Raw genomic sequence first — 18,147 nt, 5'->3', positions numbered from 1 at the left:
TTATTGATGATATAAAAGAGAGGATTGATGAGTAACGTAAAGCAACTTCCTATTCAATTACAAAAACTTGGCTTGATGCGCTTTGAACAGTTATACCCGCAGCAAAGTAAACAAAGTGAAGTTGTAAGGTTATTAGCATTAAGCGACTTTGCTTGGCGCAGTTTAGAGTCACAACCTGATTTAAATACCTGGCTATTATGCAAAGACGAAATACAAAATAGAGTAATAGACTCTCCTTTTAAAAACCTGGATTTAGCTGACCTTGATGAAGCACAGTGCCATAAAGTACTTCGTCAATATCGTGAAAAGTACTGGCTTAAAGTCGCCTTTTTAGATTTATGCTGTAATAACCCCATTGCCGATAGTATTAATTATATAAGCCAACTGGCTGACATGCTAATTAATAGCGCCAACCAATGGGCGCATGCACAGGTGGCAAAAGTAAATGGTGAACCGCTTGATGAGCAAAACCAAGCAATGCCGCTAATGGTATTGGGGATGGGGAAGCTTGGCGGACAGGAGCTAAATTATTCCTCTGATATTGATCTTATTTTTGCGTATCCGCGCAGCACAAAAACCCAAGGTGGCCGCAGAAGCCTTGAGGCCCAAGTGTTTTATACCAAAGTTGCACAAAAACTGATTGCAGCACTTAACCAAGCCACCGGTGATGGGCAAGTATTTAGAGTTGATATGCGCCTACGCCCGTTTGGCGAAAGCGGCCCTTTGGTTATGAGCTTTAATGCCATTGAAGATTACTACCAAGAACAAGGGCGCGACTGGGAACGCTACGCCATGTTAAAAGGGCGCTTAATTGGCACTCCTAATAAGTATTGGGATGAATTTATTAAGCTCTTAAAGCCGTTTGTTTACCGCCGGTATATTGATTTTTCGGTGATTGAATCCTTGCGTAAAATGAAGTTAATGATTGCACAAGAGGTTCGCCGTAAACGCTTAACTAATAATATAAAACTAGGCGCTGGTGGTATTCGTGAAGTTGAATTTATAGTGCAAGCCCTGCAAATGGTAAGAGGTGGGCGAGAGGCTAATTTACAAACCCAATCTTTACTCAAAGCATTAAATGAGTTGGCACTTAACCAAGTTATAGATGAGCAAGAAGCAAGCGGGCTGAGGCGCAATTACCTTTATTTACGTAAAGTTGAGCAGTACCTTCAAATATTTGACGATCAGCAAACGCAAACACTCCCCGATGATGAATTGAATCAGCAGCGCTTAAATTTATTATTAGAACAAGCTGATTTTTCTGCCACTTTAAACACTATAGAAAAGGTGATGAAACAAGTTAACGGTGAGTTTGCACTTGTGATTGGCGAGGAAACCGTGCCACTTGATACCTGTGAAGGCGCATTTATTAGTGCTTGGGATCATGGTGATGTGAGCTTTTTAAAAGAGGCCAGAGATGAATGGCAAGCACCCCTTAACGATTTTAAATTAAGGCTGTCTAAGGTAAATATAGGTAACCGAGGGCGTGACACTCTTGATAAGTTAATGCCTGTTTTACTAAATCAATTAAATGACTTTAATGCCAGTGCAGCAGCTTTCACAATGGTTTGCCAAATTTTTAATAAGATAATTTCGCGTACTGCCTATTTAGAATTGCTTTACGAAAACCAAGGTGCATTAAAGCAACTTGTTTTACTGTGTTGTCATAGCAAATGGATAGGGGAGCATATTTCTCGCTACCCCATATTACTTGATGAACTAATAGACCCCGCAGTTCTTTATAAGCCAACCCCGCTCACAGCGTATAAAGATGAAATAAGACAGTATTTTTTACGAATAGAGCATGACGATTTAGAACTGCAAATGGAGTCGCTTAGGCAATTTAAGCAAACGCATCAATTACGAATTGCTGCCGCCGATGCAACCGGTGTTCTTGACGTAATGAAAGTAAGCGATCATTTAACCGTACTGGCAGAGGCGATTGTTGACCAAGCTGTTAATATTGCATGGCATAACACTGTTAAGCGCTTTGGTATGCCCCCTGGCACAGATGATGAAAATAAAGGTTTTGCTGTTATTGCATATGGTAAAACAGGTGGCTTAGAAGTCGGGTACGACTCAGATCTAGATTTGGTGTTTGTGCATAATCATGATGGCTCAAGCTTAACTAATGGTGAAAAACCGATAGATTCTCGCCAGTTTTATTTAAAGCTCGCTCAGCGCCTAATGCATTTATTTAATACCCGTACTGCATCGGGCATTTTATACGAGCTTGATACACGATTACGTCCTGAAGGAGCCTCTGGTTTATTGGCTATCAATTTAGAGAGCTTTAATCACTATCAGCAAACTCAAGCATGGACGTGGGAGCATCAAGCACTTGTTCGGGCTCGATTAATTTTAGGTCAAAACGATCTGATAGATCGTTTTTCACAAATTCGTAAAAATATACTTTGCCAGCAACGCGATGATACCGTGCTAAAAGCTGATGTAATAAAAATGCGCGAAAAAATGCGCGACCATCTAGCGAAGGGAAATGCTGAGAAATTTGATTTAAAACAAGATGTTGGTGGCATGGCTGATATTGAGTTTATTACGCAATATTTAGTACTTAAACACGCAAACGAGTTTGAACAGCTTACAGTTTACTCAGATAACGTAAGAATATTAACGGATGCGGCAAATATAGGTTGTATTACTAAAGAGCAAAAGCAGCAGTTGATAAAAGCGTATATTGATTATCGCTCGTGTTATCACGTGTTGAGCTTGGAGCAAAAAGGCAAATTGATCCCGCGAGAAACGTTTTTACAAGATATTACTAACGTAACTAATATTTGGAATAGTATTTTTGAATTGAATTGAATTGAATTGAACTGAAAAACCCAAGCGCTTGCTTGGGTTTTTGTATGTGTAAACCCTTAAACCTTTAGTTTTAAACAGTTTGTACGTACAAATTCTGATGGTAACTCGGTAATAACCGCTGCTCTTTGTTTATGGCAAAAGTAAGTATAAACCTCATGCTCAAAGTCATCATTTATAGCGCGCCCAATTTGGTACAGTGCTGAAGTAAAGTTACTGTCTACTCTAAAATGATCTTTAACTACGTAATCTTTACTTAAGTACCAGTAGAGCTCAATCCCCTCGTTTTTAGCATATTGATTAAGTACATCTTTAAGAGTTGTGCCATTTTCAAAGCGCCTAGGTTCAACTTCTCCAGTCCAATTTGTAGGCATTGGATCTACTGTTCGCGCACGTTCAGCCAATACTCTATCCAAGGTTTGTTCTGGTGTTTTAAGTTTTAAAACAAATTGATCTCGTTCTTTATTACTTTTTACTTGGTTACGAATGGAGGAGTAAAAGCGTGATAATCCTTCGGCGGCTGCATTTTTAGATTTTTTAATATCAAATACAGAACCATCACCCACTAAGAAGTATACGGCGAGTGCTATTAGCACGGCTGCAAATGATAAATGTCTAATCCAAAACCACATGATTATTACCCACCTTATTTGTTCCTATTATTGTTATACCATTACTTTTTGTAAAAAGAAGGGGTATTTTTATCCGGTCGAGTTTTAAAGCGACGGTGTAGCCACATGTATTGCTCTGGTGCTGCATTAACAGATTGTTCCATGCGTTGATTTACACGTGTTACATCAGCCTTATCATCACCACTTGGGAAGTTTTCAAGCTCAGGTACTACCTCTAAATGATACTTTCCATTTTCGTCACGACGCGAGATTAAGCTCATAGTTTCGCAGTTTTTACTGCCAGCAAACATAAGAGTACCTGTTGTCGTTGCTGTGTCAGGGACGGCGTAAAATGGCACAAACTCACAGCGGTTACGGCCGTAATCTTGGTCAGGTAAGTAATAGCATACTTTTTTGTTTTTTAATGATTTTAGTAAACCTTTTACATCTTTTCGGCCAATTAGGTATTCGTTAGAACGAAGGCGGCCATTAGTTGTAAAGTATTCCATTAGAGCGTTGTTGTGAGGGCGGTAAAAGCCTAAACCTTGGCATTTTAATCCCATTACACGACTCGCCATTTCAAGATGCAGAATATGAGGTACAAGTAATAAAACACCTTTACCAGATGCCTGTACGCGCTCAAAGTGTTCCAAACCTTTGATTGAGCCATATACACTTTTTACTCGCCACTGCGGCCACCACCAAGCCATGCCGGTTTCAACCATTGCAATGCCGGTGTTTTCCATATTTTTGAGTACAAGGTCTTTTTGATCTGCTTCGCTCATATCAGGAAAACACAGCTTAATATTTACTTCTGCAATATGGCGACGGCGCTTCATAAATTTATGGACTAAGCGGCCAAGTTGCTTACCCATTGCCAGCTGTAGCTTTTGTGGTAGCCAAGAAATTAAGTATAAAAATAAAACGCCAACCCACGTTAGCCAGTATCGAGGGCCTAAAAAAGATGCTTTAAAAGGAGATGAGGTGACCACAAAAATCTCTCTGAGAATAAAAACGATAGTTTAACGCTAAGCGCTATAAAATACAAAAAGCCAGCTACATGCTGGCTTCGAATAAATCTATATTATGTTTAGCTGTAAAAGTTAAGCTGATTTTAAACCTTGGTTTATAGCAACCAAATCTTCACTTGTTAGTGTACCCGCAGCTTGTTTTAAGCGAAGGGTAGATAACACATAACGGTAACGCACATCAGCAAGGTTACGTTTTGCATCGTATAAATTTTGCGTACTCACTAGTACGTCAACAATGGTACGAGTACCTACTTCAAAACCGGCTTCAGTTGCTTTAAGGGCACTTTGAGCTGAAACAACCGCTTGCTCTAGCGCTTTGTAAGTCGCAATATCTGAAACAACTTGATTATAAGATGTAATTACTGTGCGAGTGACTGCGCGGTAATTTGTTTCATAATCTTGGCTCGCTGATACGTAAAACGCACGCGCTTGGTTAGTTGCAGCAACCGTTGCGCCGCCTGAATATAAAGGTACGCTAAAGTTAAGCCCAACAGAACTAGAGTCTGAACGCGGTTGGTCATCAAAATTAGCGCCATTTATTTGAGTGTCTGTAAGAGAGTCACCATAACTTGCACTTAGAGTTAGTTTTGGATAATGACCTGCTTTTGCTAATTCAATTTGATCTTTTGCAATATCAACCGTTACTTTAGAGACTTGTAAGTTGATATTTTTATCTTCAGCTACTTTAACAAAGTCGCTTGAGCGCTTAGTTGGCTTAGTTGTTGAGAAAGTATCTGTATTTAAAAAGTCTAATTTTTCGTGATATTTACCAGTTATCTCACGAAGTTGCTCGCGTGCAGTTTCTACAGCATTACTGGCAATAATTTCTTGGGCTACTGAGTTATCAAACTGAGCTTGTGCTTCGTGTACGTCTGTTATAGCTGTTAAACCTACTGCATAACGTTGTTTTGTTTGCTCAAGTTGACGTGCAATGGCACGTTTTTCAGCTTCGACAAATTCAAGGTTATCACTGGCACTTAATACGTTAAAATAACCTTCAGCAACGCGTACAATTAAATTTTGTTTAGCTGCATCATATAGGCCGCTTGCTTGTAGAGCTTGCTTATCGGCAATATCTAAAGTGTTCCAAGCACCTAAATCAAATAATGTTTGGCTTAAACTTACACCGCGAGAGAATTGGTCTGTATCACTTTCAACTTTTACTTGGTTAGATAAGTCGCCAACGCTTTGGTACGACGTTGCATCGCTTTTCGTATAACCCATAGTTAAACCAATTTGAGGTAATAGTGCACTCATCGCCAAATCGCTTTGGTAAGACTGCGCATCGGCTTGGGCTTTTGCTTTTAAAACAGTAGGATCGTTAGCTGTCGCTATTTCAAAAACTTGTAGTAAATCTTCAGCTTTCACTGCTGTTGCACCTAATGCGCATGATAAACTAACTAGCGCCGCAAGAATGTTCTTTTTCATGTGGGGTTCGGTCCTTAGACAATTTTTGTACTAAAAGCATGTTAACCTGTTTTACTGCATAACAAAAAAAATAATTAGTAAAACAGTATGTTCAAGTGTAACAGAATATATTAACGCATTTTAAAGCTTTAGATAAGTAGGAGGTAGGCACGTGGTTGATAAAAAGCTCGTTCAATTTACACATAAAGATGTAAATTTAAAGCCAATAAAAAACCTTTATAAAGGTTTTTTTCAGGTTGATTTATACCAGTTTGAACATGCTCTTTTTGCGGGTGGAAAATCAGAGCTAATTAGCCGAGAAATATTAGAACGTGGCGATGCAATTGCAGTACTCCCTTATGACCCAATATCAGATACTGTTCTTTTAATTGAGCAAATACGTATTGGCGCTATTAAAAGTAAGCACTCGCCGTGGCTACTAGAATGTATAGCCGGAATGACTGACGGCAGTACGGATTACGAATCAGTTGTAAAAAAAGAAGCGTATGAAGAAGCTGGGCTTGGATTAACTGAACTTGAATTTATGCTTTCATACCTATCAAGCCCTGGTGGTACAACTGAGCGCTTACATTTATATTTAGCGCGTGCTGATTTAAGCCAAGTGAAATCAGGTGTATATGGTCTTGAAACTGAAGGCGAGGATATAAAAACTCATATTTTATCGGTTGATGATGCGCTAATGCGCCTCAATAACGGTGAAATGGATAATGCGGCAACGGTTATTTGTATGCAGTGGCTTGCGCTAAATCGCGAAAAAATGGCAAGCAAATGGGCATAAACTCTTACTAATATTATGGCGGAACTTTGACAGCACAATTAGCAACAAATCGATATATTCAAAGCCTCCCAAAGTATTTAACACTTTGTGAGCATAACTATGTGCGACTATTAAAGTTGTTACCGAGCGAGCGCAATATAGGAAGCATTCGTGAAGTAAAACTTGGCAACAGTGAATTTGCTACAAAAATTGATGGCAGCGCAAAATACACTATGGATATTTCAATTAAGCAGCTAACAGGAATGGTTAAAGGGATAGCGCCGCTGTATTTAACGGCTCGCTTGTATCATGATGCGAAAGTAGCTGAAATTATTCATCACGATTACCATCAACGCATAAAACCATCGTACGGATACCCCAACCCTAAAATGCATCAAAAAGATGAAAAGTATCAACTTAATGCTTTTTTATACGACTGGTTAGTGGCCTGTGTAGAGCACGGGCAAGCAACATTAAATTGGGATGTAAATAATGGCTTGGTTTGATGATACATATACATTTGATAAATCATCTTTGTGCATTGCGCATATTACCGACAGCCATTTATTTGCAGATAAAAATGGTGAATATTTTAATGCAAATACTGCAGCTCATTTTGAACAAGCTTTGGCACACATCGCTGAGCAGCCAGTAGATTGCGTAATTTTTGGTGGTGATTTAACACAAGACCATAGTTTCGAATCGTACTTATTATTTAGTGAACTTATAAATGCCAGTGACATCACTTGCCCTGTATTTTGGGTACCAGGTAATCATGATGAACTAGTAATGCTTAATCGCATAAGTGGCGGAAAAATAAATTCGGCTAAACATATTATTGCTAACGGGGTTGAGCTGCTTCTTATTAATTCTAAAGGGCCCACGCCCGCAGGATGGGTTACTGGCGCGCATTTAGATGAAATAACTGATACTTTAGTCAACTCGAATAATAGTAAAGTTATCTTTTGTCATCATAATCCGCTGCCAATAAATGGCTATCTTGATAAGCACTTATTAGAAAATGGTCCACAGCTTTTAAATATTTTAGTTAATAGTAATAATGTATCTGCGCTTTTTCATGGTCATGTACACAACGATTATGAACAAAACTTTAGAGGCTTGCCTATATATGCAAGTCCTGCCAGTTCAGTCCAGTTTGTAAAATACACTCCAAAGTGGGAGCAAAAAAATGCAGGGCCTGCTTACAGAATGCTAAATATAAAGAGTAAAAAAGATAAAGTCGAAGTAAAAACGGAAGTGGTATGGCTAAGCGCGTAATTTATATTCATGGCTTTAATAGTTCACAAAAATCATATAAAGCTGTGCGCTTTGGTGAGCTTATGGCAAACTATGACGTTGATTATTGTGTACCGAACTTAAACCACGAGCCCCTACAAGCTATAATTGAGCTTGAACAATTACTAACGCCAGATACCGTTTTATTAGGTAGCTCGTTAGGTGGTTTTTTTGCCACGTATTTATCGCAGCGTTATCAAATTCCTGCAGTGGTCATTAATCCCGCGGTCGCACCCTATAATTTATTACAGTCGTTACTTGGGCCTAATTATAATCCGTATCAAGATTATCATTACGATTTAAATAACAGTCATATTGAGGCGCTGAAATTACTCGCTGTAGATAAATTAGCACATCCTGAGTTACTGTATTTATTACAGCAAACAGGAGATGAAGTGTTGAACTTTCAACACGCAGTAAAATATTATTCGCAATGCAAGCAATTGATAGAGTTTGGTGGCGATCATAGCTACGTTGAATTTGAACGCACCTTTGCAAGTATTGTAGATTTTCTTAAAATCACGTAAAACTAGTTAGCCTGAACTGAGGTTAGTTACTATATTAACGCTTTAGCGCATATAACAATAAAACTAGTAAACGTATTAGAGCCTTAGCGGATATAAAGACAAAAACTATGAGTGATCAAAATTATAACGCCGAAGCCATTGAAGTACTTAATGGATTAGATCCGGTAAAACGACGCCCAGGGATGTACACCGATACCGTACGCCCAAACCATTTAGGCCAAGAGGTTATCGATAACAGTGTCGATGAAGCTATGGCGGGCCACGCTACTCGTATCGACGTAATTCTCCACGAAGATAACTCGCTCGAAGTGAGCGATGACGGACGTGGTATGCCTATTGATATTCACCCTGAGGAAGGTATCCCTGGGGTTGAACTAATCTTCACTAAGTTACACGCCGGTGGTAAGTTTTCTAATAAAAACTACCAATTTTCGGGTGGTTTACACGGTGTAGGTATCTCTGTAGTAAATGCCTTATCTACACGTGTAGAAGTAACCGTAAGGCGCGACGCTCAACAATACAGAATGGCATTTGAAAATGGCGATAAAGTAGAAGATTTGAGCGTAATTGGTACTGTTGGTAAGCGCAATACAGGTACCACCGTTCGTTTTTGGGCTGATGTTAGCTACTTTGATTCACCAAACTACTCAATTACCAAGCTTAATCATTTATTAAAAGCCAAAGCGGTCTTATGCCCAGGACTGCGTATTAAGTTTGTTAATAAGCAAACGAAAGAAACCAAAGAATGGTTTTACGAAACTGGCTTAAAAGACTACCTAATTGAAGCCGTTAAAGGGTTTGAAACATTACCGCAAGACCCATTTGTAGGTGAATTTAAAAGCTCAATTGAAGGCGCTGATTGGGCTGTTGTATGGCTACCTGAAGGTGGCGAATCAATAGCGGAAAGCTACGTAAATTTAATTCCTACCGCGCAAGGTGGTACACATGTAAATGGTCTGCGCCAAGGCTTGCTTGAAGCAATGCGAGAGTTTTGTGAGTTTAGAAATTTACTACCTCGTGGCGTAAAGCTAACACCGGATGATATTTGGGAACGTTGTAGTTACGTATTGTCGGTTAAAATGCAAGATCCACAATTTGCAGGGCAAACCAAAGAAAAACTTTCATCACGTTCATGTGCCGCATTTGTATCGGGTGTTGTAAAAGATTCGTTTAGTTTATGGCTAAATGAACATACCGATACCGCAGAATTATTAGCTGAGTTATGTATTTCAAACGCGCAAAGCCGTTTGCGTGCAGCTAAAAAAGTTGTACGTAAACGAGTTACTGCAGGGCCTGCATTACCAGGTAAATTGACCGATTGTAGTGCTGCCGATAATGACCGAACCGAGCTGTTTTTAGTGGAAGGTGATTCTGCTGGTGGTTCTGCTAAACAAGCGCGAGACCGTGAATTTCAGGCAATTATGCCGCTACGTGGTAAAATTTTAAATACCTGGGAAGTAGAGTCGGGGCAAATACTAGCATCACAAGAAGTACATGATATTTCAGTGGCACTGGGTATTGACCCAGAATCAACAGATATGTCGGGACTGCGTTACAATAAGATTTGTATACTGGCCGATGCTGACTCGGATGGATTACACATTGCAACACTGTTATGTGCACTGTTTGTTCGTCATTTTCCAGAGTTAGTAAAAACAGGGCATGTGTATGTTGCAATGCCGCCATTATTTAGAATAGATATTGGCAAAGAAGTTTATTACGCCCTAGATGAAGAAGAGAAAACCGCTATTTTGGCGCGCATAGAAGCCGAGAAAAAACGCGGAAAAGTAAACGTACAACGATTCAAAGGTCTGGGTGAAATGAATCCGTTACAGCTTCGTGAAACCACTATGGATCCTAATACACGACGCTTAGTGCAGCTTACGCTTGATGAAGAAGTAGAAACCATGGAAATGATGGATATGCTACTTGCTAAAAAACGATCGCCTGATCGTCGTCAATGGTTAGAAGATCATGGTAACAAGGCGCTCGTTTAATTGCTTGTGCCTAACACTAGGAGAGACGAATGAAAAAATTACTAGGAAGTTTGCTGTTACTTGGGCTGACTAGCGCTCCTGCAATGGCTAAAAATATACTTGATAAGCTCACCGTAGCACCTGGGTTTGAAATTAGTTTATTTGCAAATGATGTAGAAAATGCACGTCAAATAGCCGTTTCAAAAAAAGGTATTGTGTATGTTGGCTCTCGTAAAGCGGGCAACGTATATGCGCTTATTGATCACAATAGCGACGGCGTAGCAGATAAAAAAATTGTTGTGGCTAAAGGCTTAAACATGCCCTCTGGCATAGCAATTAAAGATGGCGATTTATATGTAGGCGAAGTGCATCGTATTATTCGCTTTAAAAATATTGATACCCAATTAAAAGATCCAAAATTTGATGTGGTCTATAACAAACTACCGAGTGAGCGTCATCATGGTTGGAAATTTTTACGTTTTGCACCAACGGGAGAATTAATCATTCCGGTGGGTGTACCGTGTAATATTTGTGCTGAGGATGAGCGTTTTGGTCGTATTTTTGCCCTTAATGTAGAAACAAAACAAATAAAAACAATAGCTAAAGGCGTTAGAAACACAGTGGGTTTTGATTTTCATCCTGCTACTCAAGCTTTATGGTTTAGTGATAACGGTCGCGATATGATGGGCGATGATATTCCGCCTGATGAGTTAAACCGTGCAACGCAAGAAGGTGAGCATTTTGGCTTTCCATATGTTCATGCCGGCGCAATTATTGACCCTGAGTTTGGGGAAGGTAAAAACATTGCCGATTACACATCGCCAGCACTTGCACTTCCAGCGCATGTAGCGCCACTAGGTATTCATTTTTATAACGGTAAGCAATTTCCAGCAAGTTATAAGCAACAATTATTTGTTGCTGAACATGGCTCATGGAACCGTTCTAAAAAGTCAGGCTATAAAGTAGGCCTAGCAACAATCGAAGTAGGTCGCGTAACTAAATATACGCCATTTATTACTGGCTTTATGAAAGACGAAACAACATTTGGACGCCCTGTTGCATTTGCAGAATTAGGTGACGGCAGTCTGTTAGTAAGCGATGATTACGCCAATGTAATCTACCGTGTAAGCTATAAGAAAAACTAGGTAAGCTTTAATGAGTGATACAGATACCTTGCTAATGCAAGGAATTGAGCAACAAACAATGGGGCGTTTTACCGAAGACGCCTATTTAAATTATTCCATGTACGTAATCATGGATCGTGCCCTACCGCATGTAGGTGACGGCTTAAAACCAGTGCAGCGTCGTATTATTTATGCGATGAGCGAACTGGGTTTGTCGGCTAACGCTAAGTACAAAAAATCAGCCCGTACAGTGGGTGACGTACTTGGTAAGTACCATCCACACGGCGACAGTGCCTGTTACGAAGCTATGGTATTAATGGCGCAGCCGTTTTCTTATCGCTACCCTTTGGTAGATGGACAAGGAAACTGGGGGGCGGCAGATGACCCTAAATCGTTTGCAGCAATGCGTTATACCGAAGCGCGTTTATCTAAGTTTTCAGAAGTACTGCTTAAAGAGCTTGGCCAAGGCACCGTTGATTGGACACCAAACTTTGATGGCACCATGGATGAACCTGTAGTATTGCCTTCTCGTTTACCGCATATTTTACTCAATGGTATAACGGGTATCGCCGTAGGTATGGCAACAGATATTCCGCCACATAACGTACGTGAAGTGGCTAGCGCATGTTGTTTATTACTTGATAAACCAAAAACAGAGCTTGAAGAATTACTTGAGCTTGTACATGCACCAGATTACCCAACAGATGCTGAAATAATTACCCCAAAAGCCGATATTCATAAAATATATAAAACCGGTCGTGGGTCTATCAAAATGCGTGCGGTTTACACCGAAGAGCATGGCGATATTGTTATTACAGCGCTGCCGCATCAATGTTCAGGTGGTAAAGTACTTGAGCAAATTGCAGCGCAAATGAACGCTAAAAAATTACCTATGATTGCTGATTTACGTGACGAGTCAGATCACGAAAATCCAACGCGTATTGTAATTATTCCGCGCTCAAACCGCATTAAAGCTGAGCCATTAATGGCGCACTTATTTGCAACCACCGATCTTGAAAAAAATTACCGCGTAAACTTAAACATGCTAGGCCTAGATGGTCGCCCGCAAGTTAAAGACTTGCGCTGTATTTTAAGTGAGTGGCTAACATTTAGACGCGAAACAGTGCGTCGTCGTTTGCAGTATCGTTTAGATAAAGTATTAGCACGTTTGCATATTTTAGAAGGTTTATTAGCAGCCTTTTTAAATATCGATGAAGTGATTGAAATCATCCGCAGCGAAGACAAACCAAAGCCTGTATTAATGGAGCGCTTTGATTTAACTGATACGCAAGCAGAAGCTATTTTAGAATTAAAACTTCGTCATTTAGCAAAACTTGAAGAGTTTAAAATTCGCGGTGAGCAAGATGAACTAGCCAAAGAGCGTGATAAATTAGCGCAAATTTTGGGCTCAGAACGTCGTATGTCGACACTGCTTAAAAAAGAAATTCAAGAAGCCGCTGAAATGTACGGTGACGATCGTCGCTCGCCAGTGATTGAGCGCTCAGAAGCGAAAGCACTTAACGAAAAAGATTTAATTCCGTCAGAGTCAGTTACTGTTGTGCTATCAGACAAAGGCTGGGCACGCGTTGGTAAAGGTCATGACTTAGATGTACAAGGCTTAAATTATCGCTCAGGTGACGGCTTTAGAGCCTCTGCTCGTGGTAAGAGTAATCAACCTGCGGTATTTTTAGATTCAGCAGGGCGGGCGTTTGCAACTGATGCGCACAGTCTACCTTCGGCGCGTAGCCAAGGGGAGCCAATGACAGGTCGTTTTAACTTAACACCAGGCGCTAATTTTGAGCACGTGGTAATGAGTGAAGACGAGCAAGTATTGCTTATGGCGTCAGATGCAGGTTACGGCTTTATTACCGACTTTAAAGACTTAGTGAGTAAAAATAAAAACGGTAAAGCGCTGGTAAGTGTCCCTAAAGGTGGAATATTACTTTCTCCTATTAGAGTGAACGATGTTGCTAGCGATTACTGTATGGCTATTTCTAACGAAGGTCGAATGCTTTTATTCCCGCTGCGAGACTTACCAAAGTTAGGCAAAGGTAAAGGTAATAAAATCATCTCTATACCAGGTGCTAAAGTACAAGCCCGTGAAGAGTTTGTAAAAGTGCTTGCTGTTGTACCACAAGGAAGCAGTGTTACGCTTCATGCTGGTAAGCGTAAACTAACGCTTAAACCAAGTGATTTAGAGCATTATCATGGTGAGCGAGGGCGTAGGGGTAATAAACTACCGCGCGGCTTACAGCGTGTTGACGAAGCCGTTGTTGAGCTAACCCTACAAGATGATGAACCAATAGAAGCCATTAACGAAGAGTAACCAATTACTTTTTTGTATAAATAAAAACGGTCTGCATTTGCAGGCCGTTTTTGTTTTAAAATAAAGAGCTTGCATATTTCAGCGTACACTTGTGCGCTATTGACTCGTCTGTGTCACAAAATAACGCTATAATAATCATAATTGATCTTTGGAGAAACTCATTTGCTAGCTGTTATACGCGTTTTTATTATGCTGATGTTTATATTATTCAGTTGTATTTTTGGTTTATTACTTTCGATTATAAGACCATTTCATCCCAATAATGTACATATTATAGCTGGCTGGTTTGGCTCAATGGCTAAAATGATTGGCGTTAAATTAGTTTTAACACGTCATAAAGATGCAATTGATGCAGGCCCTGCAGTTTATGTTGCTAATCATCAAAATAGCTACGACTTATTTACAGTGCCTGCAATGGTGCCTAAAAACTGCGTAAGTTTGGGGAAAAAGAGCTTAAAGTGGATCCCATTTTTCGGTCAGCTTTATTGGTTGTCGGGTAATATATTAATAGACAGATCGAATCGCTCCAAAGCAGCGGGAACTATCTCCAAAGCAGCCGAAAAAATTAAAAATAATGGCTTATCTGTATGGATGTTTCCAGAAGGCACACGAAGCTATGGAAGAGGGTTGCTACCGTTCAAAACAGGTGCTTTTCACACCGCAATGAGCGCAGATGTACCCATAATTCCGGTATGTATGAATACAACACATAAAACCATTAAGCTAAATCGTTGGGATAATGGTACAATTTACATCGAAATGTTAGCGCCTATACCGCTTGATAAAGAAATTAGCGCGCGTGAGCATGCTAAAAGCGTGCATAGCATTATGGCTGCTAAAATAACTGAATTAGATGCTCAAGTGAGAGAAAAATAATGGAAAACTGGCGTGAAATAAGTGAAGACATCGTAAGTTCACTACTAGAAGATGGATCAGATCCTGAAATACTTTATGAAGTAGAACACCATTTTGTGTGTGAAGACTTCCCTAAACTAGAGCAAGCTGCATTGGCTGCTTTTAAATTAGGCTACGATGTTGAAGAGCCAGCAGAGCTTGAGCTTGAAGATGGCAGTAAAATTTGGAGCTTTGACATTGTAGTTGAAGCTGAGCTAGACGTAGACGTTATTATGGAAGACGTTGATAAGCTAGCGCAACTAGCCGTTGAGTGCGATGTTGAATACGACGGTTGGGGCACTTACTTTCAAGAGTAATTAATTACCCAGCATTAGAAAAATAGTAAAGGCGAGCATTTAACAATGCTCGCCTTTTTTTAGTTTTACTCCCTGTTTAAGCTTTAAATACACTCATTAGCCTCTATATAAATCAAAAATGTACATTACCAATTTAAATCTGGTTATTACCAATTTGAAATTAGTCTTTAATTTATCTCTATTTTTATTTTTTATTCATACTAAATTAATATTGTCCATAATTATTGGTAAGCAGTGTTATTTATTTTTTAGTACTTATGTCTGAAATTAAAATTTATTTTTAAAAATTAATTCGTTACTTAATAAAATCTAATGTGTTGATTAAATTGAAAATTAAATTTGTTTTTAAGTGGTAATAAAGATGTAAGTAATACTTATTTGCTGTACCACACTGTGTTGACATATTGGTAAGAATAAATATAACCTTTACCCCGCCTTCGGGCATGCTTTTTGGTAATGTTAATTGGTAAGTTTTATTTGCCATTTAAATTACCATTACTATTCATACACAATTAAAAACCTGTATAGCGGTAAGATCTAAGTGTTAGTGAATTTCACTAACCTAAGTAGTTAGGTTGTTTTTATGTTCAGGTTTAAAGGAATAAAGATAATGATTAACCACAAGAAATTGTTTATTTGCACTGCAATTACTGCAACCTCAGCGTTATCTCACGCTGCAACTATTAATAACCCTGGCTTTGAAAGCGGTTTTAGTAGTTGGAACGAAACTGAGCCAGCGGCTATTTCATCTAATGCATATAGCGGATCTAAATCGTTAAAAATTCAGGGTAGTCCTGCACGTGTTTATCAATTAGTAAATATTCAGCCAAACACTGAATATACGTTAAGTGCTTATGTACTTGGTAAAGGGCAGATTGGGGTTAACGACTTAAACGGTTTATTTAAAAACAAAACCTTTGATGTATCGTCTTGGACTAAGGTAACTAAAACGTTTACTTCAGCGAATACCAATTCACTGCAAGTATTTGCTAAGCATTACAATAGCTCAAGTGATGTACGCTTTGATAATTTTACATTAGTTGAGGGCAGTAATAATGGCGGTGGCACTGATGATGGTGCAGGATCTGGAGACGGTACAACGATTCCAAGCAGCATTACAAGTGGTAGTGTTTTTGATTTAGAAGGGGATAGCCCTAACCCGTTAGTTAACGATAGTACGTTAGTGTTTGTACCTTTGGAGGCACAGCATATTACGCCTAACGGGAATGGCTGGCGTCATGAGTACAAGGTAAAAGAAAGCTTGCGTGTTGCCATGACACAGTCTTACGAAGTATTTGAAGCAACTGTAAAAGTTGAAATGTCTGATGGCGGTAAAACAATTATTTCACAGCACCACGCCAGCGATACTGGGACTATTTCTAAAGTGTATGTTTCAGATACTGATGAATCAGGTTTTAACGACAGCGTAGCGGGTAATGGCATTTTTGATGTCTATGTTCGTTTGCGTAATACCAGTGGCAATGAAGAAAAATTTGCGCTAGGTACTATTACAAGCGGTGAGTCATTTAACTTGCGAGTGGTAAATAATTACGGCGATGTAGATGTAAGTGCACTAGGTAATTCGTTTGGTATTCCTGTAGAAGATGATTCTGAATCTTACTTTAAGTTTGGTAACTACTTACAGTCTCAAGATCCAAATACTCTAGATAAATGCGGTGAAGCAGGTAACTCTAATTCATTCAAAAATTGCTTTGAAGATTTAGGCATTACCCAGTCAAAAGTAACAATGACTAATGTTACTTATACCCGTCAAACAAACTAAGTAGCCACTTAATTATGGCCACTCAATTGAGTGGCCATATTAAATATGCGTTTTAATTTACAGCCATTTTTTATTTTTAAAATACACACCAATACCGCCAGTGAGCACAATTAAAAATATGACAAAAGCACTAAACGCATAAGGGCTCTCTGTACCAGGAATGCCTCCTACGTTTACACCTAAAAGCCCCGTTAAAAAGCCCAGTGGTAAAAAAAGTGCTGCCACTACAGACATAACATACATTCGCTGGTTTAACTGCTCAGAAACTTGGTTAGTGATTGTTTGCTGAATAATTTGCGCACGCTCAATTGAACTATCTAGCTCTTCAAGATAACGAATTAATAAGTTGGTGGTTTCATTAAGTTTTGCTTTATCGTCATCTAATAACCATAGGTAGTGGTTATTTACCATTGAGCTAAGGGCTTCTTTTTGCGGTTTTAAATAACGTTTTAAGGCAATAGTTTGGCGTCGCAATTGTGATAAGCCTTGGTTGTCAAACTTTTTACTTGGTTCATCTATTTCTTCTTCAAACTCGTCGAGTGTTTCATCTAGTGAGTCAATAACGCTTTGCATACGTGAGGTTAATTTTTGTGTAATAGAGCACACTAATTCAGAAATGTTGCATGGGCCTTTATTTTCATTTAAACAGGCGAGCGTATCTTGCACCGATAATAAACGGCGCTTACGGGTAGTAATAAGAATGTCTTCGCTAATAAATAAACGAATTGAAACCATGTCTTCAGGGCTTTGTGCTGGATTTAAATTTACACCACGTAAAAATAACATGTGCCCGTTAGTTGTAGCCGTAATACGTGGGCGTGTTTCATCAGCAATTAAAGACTCTAGTTCGTAATCGTTTAAATGAGGCTGTGCCTTGAGCCATTCAACTGCCTCACTTTGGCTATAATCCATGTGCACCCAAAGTTTACCTTGGCTTGGTTGCCAGCTATTTAGCTCATTAGTGCTTCCAATAGGACGAGCGCCGCCTTGTCCATCAAGTACAAGTGCATGTAGTAAACCATTAATCATAATTAGTTCTCATAATAGTGTATTTTTAATACTGTTAACTATAGTGTATCTACTTAGTTGCTTACAGGCTTACCTTTACTTTTAATAAGTTAAGCTTAAATAGCAAAATATATGCAGAGCCTCTATGTTGAGCAAAGTGGTATTAAAGTACGGCTTAGCAAGGCGTGCATTGTGTGACCAGTTGCTTAAAAAGATCAATTTAATTTACTAATCGACTAGATAAATTTA

Annotated in this window: 15 protein-coding genes; 11 read left to right on the top strand and 4 right to left on the bottom strand. The window is 39.2% G+C overall.

Annotated elements, in window-relative coordinates; all coding sequences use genetic code 11:
- Window positions 1-27: 27 nt before the first annotated feature.
- On the top strand, window positions 28-2,823 hold the full coding sequence (gene glnE / locus H5117_RS12890; protein WP_182738234.1) for a bifunctional [glutamate--ammonia ligase]-adenylyl-L-tyrosine phosphorylase/[glutamate--ammonia-ligase] adenylyltransferase: 2,796 nt from the start codon (window positions 28-30) through the stop codon (window positions 2,821-2,823).
- 56 nt (window positions 2,824-2,879) lie between these two features.
- Here glnE and H5117_RS12885 read toward each other — a convergent pair whose 3' ends face one another.
- From H5117_RS12885 to tolC, 3 genes are all read right to left on the bottom strand, one after another.
- Window positions 2,880-3,452, bottom strand: coding sequence for a toxin co-regulated pilus biosynthesis Q family protein (locus tag H5117_RS12885; RefSeq protein ID WP_002961954.1), 573 nt, complete (start codon window positions 3,450-3,452; stop codon window positions 2,880-2,882).
- 41 nt (window positions 3,453-3,493) lie between these two features.
- Window positions 3,494-4,423, bottom strand: coding sequence for an LpxL/LpxP family Kdo(2)-lipid IV(A) lauroyl/palmitoleoyl acyltransferase (lpxL, locus tag H5117_RS12880; protein ID WP_002961955.1), 930 nt, complete (start codon window positions 4,421-4,423; stop codon window positions 3,494-3,496).
- Window positions 4,424-4,534: 111 nt separating this feature from the next.
- Window positions 4,535-5,890 carry an outer membrane channel protein TolC gene (gene tolC / locus H5117_RS12875; RefSeq protein ID WP_002961956.1) on the bottom strand — a complete coding sequence of 452 codons (1,356 nt, stop codon included), beginning with the start codon at window positions 5,888-5,890 and terminating at the stop codon, window positions 4,535-4,537.
- Between the two features lie 151 nt (window positions 5,891-6,041).
- Between tolC and H5117_RS12870 the strand changes: the two genes are divergently transcribed.
- From H5117_RS12870 to H5117_RS12825, 10 genes are all read left to right on the top strand, one after another.
- On the top strand, window positions 6,042-6,668 hold the full coding sequence (locus H5117_RS12870; RefSeq protein WP_182738232.1) for an NUDIX domain-containing protein: 627 nt from the start codon (window positions 6,042-6,044) through the stop codon (window positions 6,666-6,668).
- Between the two features lie 26 nt (window positions 6,669-6,694).
- Complete coding sequence (locus H5117_RS12865; RefSeq protein WP_002961958.1) at window positions 6,695-7,153, top strand: DUF1249 domain-containing protein; 459 nt, start codon at window positions 6,695-6,697, stop codon at window positions 7,151-7,153.
- On the top strand, window positions 7,140-7,925 hold the full coding sequence (locus H5117_RS12860) for a metallophosphoesterase (protein WP_002961959.1): 786 nt from the start codon (window positions 7,140-7,142) through the stop codon (window positions 7,923-7,925). Before H5117_RS12865 ends, H5117_RS12860 begins: the two co-directional genes overlap by 14 nt.
- Window positions 7,910-8,470 (top strand): YqiA/YcfP family alpha/beta fold hydrolase, encoded by a 561-nt coding sequence (locus tag H5117_RS12855; protein ID WP_002961960.1) that lies wholly within the window; start codon window positions 7,910-7,912, stop codon window positions 8,468-8,470. Before H5117_RS12860 ends, H5117_RS12855 begins: the two co-directional genes overlap by 16 nt.
- Window positions 8,471-8,577: 107 nt before the next feature.
- The gene (parE, locus tag H5117_RS12850) at window positions 8,578-10,467 is read left to right on the top strand and encodes a DNA topoisomerase IV subunit B (RefSeq protein WP_002961961.1); all 1,890 of its coding nucleotides are present in this window, start codon (window positions 8,578-8,580) and stop codon (window positions 10,465-10,467) included.
- A gap of 29 nt (window positions 10,468-10,496) precedes the next feature.
- Window positions 10,497-11,591 (top strand): sorbosone dehydrogenase family protein, encoded by a 1,095-nt coding sequence (locus H5117_RS12845; RefSeq protein WP_024605067.1) that lies wholly within the window; start codon window positions 10,497-10,499, stop codon window positions 11,589-11,591.
- Between the two features lie 10 nt (window positions 11,592-11,601).
- The gene (parC, locus tag H5117_RS12840) at window positions 11,602-13,896 is read left to right on the top strand and encodes a DNA topoisomerase IV subunit A (RefSeq protein WP_182738230.1); all 2,295 of its coding nucleotides are present in this window, start codon (window positions 11,602-11,604) and stop codon (window positions 13,894-13,896) included.
- Window positions 13,897-14,058: 162 nt separating this feature from the next.
- Entirely contained in the window at window positions 14,059-14,772 is a 714-nt protein-coding gene (locus tag H5117_RS12835; protein ID WP_182738228.1) for a 1-acylglycerol-3-phosphate O-acyltransferase, read from the top strand.
- Window positions 14,772-15,107, top strand: coding sequence for a ribonuclease E inhibitor RraB (gene rraB / locus H5117_RS12830; protein ID WP_002961968.1), 336 nt, complete (start codon window positions 14,772-14,774; stop codon window positions 15,105-15,107). The genes H5117_RS12835 and rraB overlap by 1 nt, the downstream gene beginning before the upstream one ends.
- Window positions 15,108-15,717: 610 nt before the next feature.
- Window positions 15,718-16,890 (top strand): polysaccharide lyase family 7 protein, encoded by a 1,173-nt coding sequence (locus tag H5117_RS12825; RefSeq protein WP_182738226.1) that lies wholly within the window; start codon window positions 15,718-15,720, stop codon window positions 16,888-16,890.
- Between the two features lie 57 nt (window positions 16,891-16,947).
- Here the strand turns inward: H5117_RS12825 and H5117_RS12820 are convergent, their stop codons facing one another.
- On the bottom strand, window positions 16,948-17,919 hold the full coding sequence (locus H5117_RS12820) for a zinc transporter ZntB (RefSeq protein WP_024605062.1): 972 nt from the start codon (window positions 17,917-17,919) through the stop codon (window positions 16,948-16,950).
- Window positions 17,920-18,147: the final 228 nt, after the last annotated feature.

Source organism: Pseudoalteromonas sp. SG45-1 (assembly GCF_014164135.1).
In the GTDB taxonomy this organism is placed as follows: Bacteria; Pseudomonadota; Gammaproteobacteria; order Enterobacterales; family Alteromonadaceae; genus Pseudoalteromonas; species Pseudoalteromonas distincta.
The sequence above is the reverse complement of the archived record's forward strand: the minus strand, read 5'-3'. Positions and strand labels throughout refer to the sequence as shown.

Excerpts from the sequence above, each read along its gene's own strand:
- glnE (WP_182738234.1), top strand. The coding sequence starts at position 28 with ATGAGTAACGTAAAGCAACTTCCTATTCAATTACAAAAACTTGGCTTG.
- rraB (WP_002961968.1), top strand. The coding sequence starts at position 14,772 with ATGGAAAACTGGCGTGAAATAAGTGAAGACATCGTAAGTTCACTACTA.
- H5117_RS12855 (WP_002961960.1), top strand. The coding sequence starts at position 7,910 with ATGGCTAAGCGCGTAATTTATATTCATGGCTTTAATAGTTCACAAAAA.
- H5117_RS12860 (WP_002961959.1), top strand. The coding sequence starts at position 7,140 with ATGGCTTGGTTTGATGATACATATACATTTGATAAATCATCTTTGTGC.
- H5117_RS12885 (WP_002961954.1), bottom strand. The coding sequence starts at position 3,452 with ATGTGGTTTTGGATTAGACATTTATCATTTGCAGCCGTGCTAATAGCA.
- H5117_RS12825 (WP_182738226.1), top strand. The coding sequence starts at position 15,718 with ATGATTAACCACAAGAAATTGTTTATTTGCACTGCAATTACTGCAACC.
- parC (WP_182738230.1), top strand. The coding sequence starts at position 11,602 with ATGAGTGATACAGATACCTTGCTAATGCAAGGAATTGAGCAACAAACA.
- H5117_RS12845 (WP_024605067.1), top strand. The coding sequence starts at position 10,497 with ATGAAAAAATTACTAGGAAGTTTGCTGTTACTTGGGCTGACTAGCGCT.
- parE (WP_002961961.1), top strand. The coding sequence starts at position 8,578 with ATGAGTGATCAAAATTATAACGCCGAAGCCATTGAAGTACTTAATGGA.
- tolC (WP_002961956.1), bottom strand. The coding sequence starts at position 5,890 with ATGAAAAAGAACATTCTTGCGGCGCTAGTTAGTTTATCATGCGCATTA.
- H5117_RS12820 (WP_024605062.1), bottom strand. The coding sequence starts at position 17,919 with ATGATTAATGGTTTACTACATGCACTTGTACTTGATGGACAAGGCGGC.